Annotated in this window: 5 protein-coding genes; 3 read left to right on the forward strand and 2 right to left on the reverse strand. The window is 35.8% G+C overall.

Annotated features, from left to right (window positions below):
* The 3 genes from RTK36_RS14470 to RTK36_RS14480 form a co-directional block, all read left to right on the forward strand.
* A partial coding sequence (locus RTK36_RS14470; RefSeq protein WP_312047945.1) for a polysaccharide biosynthesis protein occupies window positions 1–618 on the forward strand: 618 nt, incomplete at its 5' end.
* Complete coding sequence (locus tag RTK36_RS14475) at window positions 615–1,436, forward strand: sugar nucleotide-binding protein (protein WP_312047946.1); 822 nt, start codon at window positions 615–617, stop codon at window positions 1,434–1,436. The genes RTK36_RS14470 and RTK36_RS14475, both read left to right, overlap by 4 nt.
* Before the next feature lie 5 nt (window positions 1,437–1,441).
* The gene (locus tag RTK36_RS14480; RefSeq protein ID WP_312047947.1) at window positions 1,442–2,953 is read left to right on the forward strand and encodes a glycosyltransferase family 2 protein; all 1,512 of its coding nucleotides are present in this window, start codon (window positions 1,442–1,444) and stop codon (window positions 2,951–2,953) included.
* Window positions 2,954–3,071: 118 nt separating this feature from the next.
* On the opposite strand, the gene RTK36_RS14485 is transcribed toward RTK36_RS14480, so the two are convergent.
* On the reverse strand, window positions 3,072–4,862 hold the full coding sequence (locus RTK36_RS14485) for a tetratricopeptide repeat-containing glycosyltransferase family 2 protein (RefSeq protein WP_312047948.1): 1,791 nt from the start codon (window positions 4,860–4,862) through the stop codon (window positions 3,072–3,074).
* A gap of 99 nt (window positions 4,863–4,961) precedes the next feature.
* A partial coding sequence (locus RTK36_RS14490; RefSeq protein WP_312047949.1) for a DUF6385 domain-containing protein occupies window positions 4,962–5,457 on the reverse strand: 496 nt, incomplete at its 5' end.

Here is a 5,457-nt window from a genome sequence, read left to right on the forward strand (position 1 = left end):
TCAAAGGCAATGATGGAAAAAATAGTAGCCGCAAAATCCAGAACCGTTAGCCTTGAAGAAACCACACTTTGCTGTACAAGGTATGGCAATGTAATGGCATCCAGAGGATCTGTTATTCCCCTATTCATAGAGCAAATTAAATCGGGTCAGCCCATCACAGTAACTGACCCCAAAATGACACGATTTTTAATGTCTTTGGAGGAAGCTGTTGACCTTGTCCTTTTTGCTTTTCATCATGCACAGCAAGGTGATCTTTTTGTGCAAAAAGCACCCGCCAGCACCATTTTGAATTTGGCACAGGCTTTGAAAGAACTCTTTCACGCCCCAAACGAAATCTTAACCATTGGAGCACGTCATGGGGAAAAACTCTTTGAAACCTTGGTTACCAGAGAAGAAATGGCACGTTCCATTGAGTTAGAAAACTACTTTAAAATAACAATGGATAATCGAAATTTGAATTACGAAAAATATCTAACTTTGGGTAACAAAAGAACCTTGGTGGCTGATGAGTATACATCCAGCAACACCACCATGCTGTCCATCCCCGAAATAAAAGAAAAACTTCTAAAGCTTGATTTTATTCAAAATGAACTTACTGCGTGGAGGGATGGAAAATGAAAAAAAAGATTTTGGTTCTAGGCGCAACAGGGATGCTGGGCAGTGCAGTGTATAATCATTTTAAAAAGAATCCTAACTTTATTACAATCCCAACCTATCGAACCCAATTTGACCCAACATCCAATGGAATTTATTTTGATGCCCTTACCGACAGTGTAGAAACCATACCCAAAAATTTTGACTACATTTTAAATTGTATTGGGATTATTACGCCTTTTATTGATATAAACCCCGTAGTATCACTCAAAATCAATTCCCTATTCCCCTTGGAATTGGCACGTTACTGTGACAGCAACAATATGCGGCTGATTCACATTACCACAGATTGTGTTTATTCCGGGAAAGACGGAAAATATGTAGAAAACTCACCACAAGATGCAACAGATTTTTATGGCAAAAGCAAATCCTTAGGGGAGTGTTTTTCCAACGGAATGGTTCTAAGGACTAGCATTGTAGGGCAAGAAACCCATAATTTTGTAAGCCTTTTTTCTTGGGCGAAATCTCAAGCGGGAAAGAGAATAGAAGGTTATGATACACATCTTTGGAATGGCCTCACCACAAAATGGTATGCAAAGATATGTGAAAAAATTATTCTTGAAGATTTATATGAAACCGATCTTTTTCATGTTTTTGCCGCTGATGATGTGAGCAAATTCCAACTATTGCAGTATTTTAATGATATCTTTTCCCTTAAACTTGAGATAACCAAAGCCTACCCTGAAAAAATTGATCGTACCTTGCGTACCACAAAAACCTTGTGCTCCAAATTGGAGATACCAACTGTCAAAGAAATGATTATTGATATGAATAAGGAGTAATTCAAATGGACAAATATTTCGAAATTAATACAGATGGTGCGCTTCCACCTGTTGAAGCAACCTCGATATTTCAATCAAGGGGAAATGCCGCCCTTTCCTTTATACAAAACTGTGAAAATGAACTCTCCATCGCAGTAATTTCCTACAATCGTATAGAAAAAACCAAGGTTTGTATAGATAATTTAATCCAAAACACAGATATTCCCTATGATTTGATTTTAATTGATAGTGGCTCTCAACCGGAAGTTATGGAGTATTACAAAAGTGTAGCTCACCCCAATAAAACCATAATTCGCATCACCAAAAATATCAATGCCAATTTCTCTTTTTTAGTAGCAATGCAAAATTTAAAAAGCAAATATTGCGCTATTGTTTCTAATGATGTTGTTGTTCCGAAAAATGCCATTAAAAATTTATTAACCTGTATCAAATCGGCGGATAACATCGGATGGGTTTCCCCTGTTTCATCTAATATATCTAATCTACAACAAGTCAATTTAAGCTTTAACTCCCCTGAGGAAATGAATCAGGCAGCGGAAGCATTTAACATTTCTGATCCCCTCAAATGGGAAGAAAGACTATCTCTAATGCCTGCAATCTTTTTTTATAAAAAGGAATGTATTGATATTGTGGGGGGATTTGATTACGGATTCTTCCATGACTTTGCAGATGATGACATGGCAAGGCGCTTAAATCGGGCAGGATACAAAACCATTCTTTGTAAGGATACATGGGTGCATCATAACCATATATATAGCTCAACCCCTGAAGACGTGCTAAAGCAGAGAAATTCCATTGAACAGGGGCGAAAAAATTTCTTAGAAAAATATTATGGTCTTGATGCCTGGGATGATGTTCGTAACTATGAAATTGGCTTAACCTCCCTTTTGGAAAATCCTCATAAAAATGATTGGATTCCTAATATTTTAGGGGTAGACACCCGTTGCGGAACGCCAATTTTGGATGTTCGCAATCAGTTGAGAAAATACGGTATCACCAAAACAACTTCTCATGCTTTTACAACAAAAGCAGATTATTTTTTTGATTTGCAAACAGTATGTAGTCATGTGAATTGCGATAGAATCGACTATTTATATGATTATTATGATCAAGAAAGCTTCGACTTTATCATATTAGGAGAACCTATCAATACCTATGACAACCCCAAGCTTCTCATAAATCGCCTCTATGGTTTGTTAAAACCCAGCGGAACATTATTGTTAAAGTTGAGGAATACATTTAGCCAAAACAACTTGCTGTATTCCCTTGGAAGCTTTAAAGAAGCTACATTTGATGAGTCTTGCTCCTGTATCCCATTGGAAAGCTTGTATAATCATCTCATTAAACTAGGAGCCACGATAAAACCAATTATGTTACTCCAAGAGCCTGCAACGTTGGAAATCATAAGCATTTTAGACGAAATGAATAAGAGTCCTGCTATAACCTTTGATCAAGAGGCAATACTGCCAAGGCTTATTACTAAAGACTTTCTGCTTTGCATTGAAAAAAAAATATAACCTCGCATTCTATAAAAAAGCCCTAGAAGAGACAAATCCCCTTCCAGAGCTTTTTTTATCTGTTAATCATTAGAGATATATTTAACGTTTAATATCTGCGCACATTTAAAACATGGCATTATTCGGGCAAAAGAAATTCCTTATTTAGAATTTGAACTGCATTGGCATTGAGAACATCTAATTCTTTTATAGAACGTATAGTATTCTTTAGTGCCAGCTCCTTATAACCATTGATATAATATATATTTGCCAAATCTAAAAGCACTTCATTGCTATCGATTTGATTTAAAATAGAAAGACTCTGTTCAAATAATTCAAATTCTGTAATCTGTAATATTTCAGATAAAAACCGATAAATCTGCGGCTTTGCACTTGAAGCGAAAACCACCTCAGTTTTGACAATAAATGCCATGAAAACTTGTTTTCGCTCTTCGTTCTTTATCTCTTCAATCAAAGGTAATATCCGCTTTAATTCACATTTGAAAAGTCCATTTTGATTAGATGCCAAATAACAAATGACTGCATATTCTAAGGACCTTTCCTCTACTTCTGGCAACAAGTGCACATGGTTTTCTGACTCTAAAACACCTAAAAATGCATCAAATGCACCTTCATACTCTTTTTGATAAAATAATATTCTTGCTTTTAGATACTGAATATCATCAATATATACTTTTTGATCTTCAATTCTCTTAAAATACTCTGCCGCATGTAGATATAGCTTTTCTTTCAACAATATATCTACGATTACCAATACATTATTAATATAATACCCATCGGCAAATAGTTTTTCTAGGCTGGCACCAACGATATTTTTATCAGAATGCATCTTGTTTAAAAGCTCTCCAATCTTATAGAGCAGTTCATAGTGATTATTTTTTAATCCAAGGGCTTTCAGATAATAAGAGAGAGCATTTGCAAAATCATCTTGCAAAAAGTATATATGTCCTAGCTCAACAAAAGAACGGAACCCTTCCGTGTCACTTAAAAATGTTAAATTAAGAGGTGCAACACCATTTGAAACACATTTTTCAAAACTTGCGATTGCCAAAGAATATTGCTTGTGGGATTTATAGATTCGCCCTCTTAAATATTCATAATCTATGCATTTGGGGTAAAGCATAACCCCTTCGCCCAATATCGCCAGGCTTTCTTCATCTCTTTTTAAATAATTTAAGCAAATTGCCCTCCTAAATATTAAGTGTGGGCAATAAGCAAGGGTAGTATCTTTATTCTCATAGGCTTTTTCAAAATAATATAAAGCTTTGCTATAGTCATCATCGCTCATATATTCATTGCCCATATTAAAAAGCTGGAAGGAGTCCTGTGGATTCTCATCTAAAAGCTTTTGAATGATGGGTATATTTCTTTCCCTTTTCTTTTTACCGGAATTGGATTTTAAGTAACCAAAGTGACGAACCCTTACATCAGTAGGTTCTATATTTATGGCCACTGTGTTATTTATGGGCAACAGTTGTTCATGAATTGCCCCTTGATAATGGAAACAATGATTTCTAAAGATTCTTACACCCATATGGGTATTGTAATTTTCTTCAGACCCCTCATCGATAAAATTATGAAATTTTAGACCGATTCCATTTGCTTTTGTTTGTTGCAATATATCCTTTAATTTTTGAATATCCTCGATGTATAATGATTCATCTGCATCAAGGACAAGAATCCAATCACCCGTTGCTTGCGCCAAGGAATGATTTCTTGCCTTGCCGAAGTCATTTTCCCAAGGAATTTGGATTATCTTGGAGTGATATTCATTGGCTATTGCAATCGTATTATCTGTTGACCCCGTATCAACAATAATAATTTCATCAACCAACAAAGAAGCGCTTTTTAAACACTGGGCAATATATTTTTCTTCATTTTTTACAATCATACAAAGGCTTATCTTCATATAACAATACCTCCTTAACCATACTACATCATATGAAAAGCCGCAGCGCGTGTGCACTGCGACTTTAAGATACCCTATCCTTTATTACCGGAATTCACCTTATGCCTGACCGTTATAGTAAGCATTAAATGTTGCAGTTGTTGCACCTGCGTCATAGGTTAATTGAGCGAACTGAGCAAATTTACCTATAGCGATAATTGTCTGTGCCCCAGCTGCAATGATTTGATTTGTAAAGCTTGAATCATCAAAATATGTGGTTCCATCAGGACTGAGCTGTAAAGAAACGGTGATAGGATTGGTACCAATATTATCAATAAACATGGATGCTGTAGTAAGGGTAGAAATATTGGTTGCTGTAAATACTGTTCCTGTTCCGGTAACACCAGTTAAACTATCGGTGCTAGAAGTAAATGTTTGTCCCGAAATCAGAACAGTTAGTGTTGTGTTAGAAATGGTTACGCTACCTTCTACTGTTAACGTTGTATTGGCAATGGTCACAGCATTATTTACTGTTACACTACCTTCTACTGTTAATGTTGCATTGGCAATGGTCACAGCATTATTTACTGTTACACTACCTTCTACTGTTAATGTT

The organism is Anaerotignum sp., from assembly GCF_031981185.1.
Taxonomy (GTDB): Bacteria; Bacillota; Clostridia; order Lachnospirales; family Anaerotignaceae; genus Chakrabartyella.

What these genes read in the sequence shown, in the direction of transcription:
- RTK36_RS14475 (WP_312047946.1), top strand. Translation starts at nt 615, where the DNA reads ATGAAAAAAAAGATTTTGGTTCTAGGCGCAACAGGGATGCTGGGCAGT.
- RTK36_RS14480 (WP_312047947.1), top strand. Translation starts at nt 1,442, where the DNA reads ATGGACAAATATTTCGAAATTAATACAGATGGTGCGCTTCCACCTGTT.
- RTK36_RS14485 (WP_312047948.1), bottom strand. Translation starts at nt 4,862, where the DNA reads ATGAAGATAAGCCTTTGTATGATTGTAAAAAATGAAGAAAAATATATT.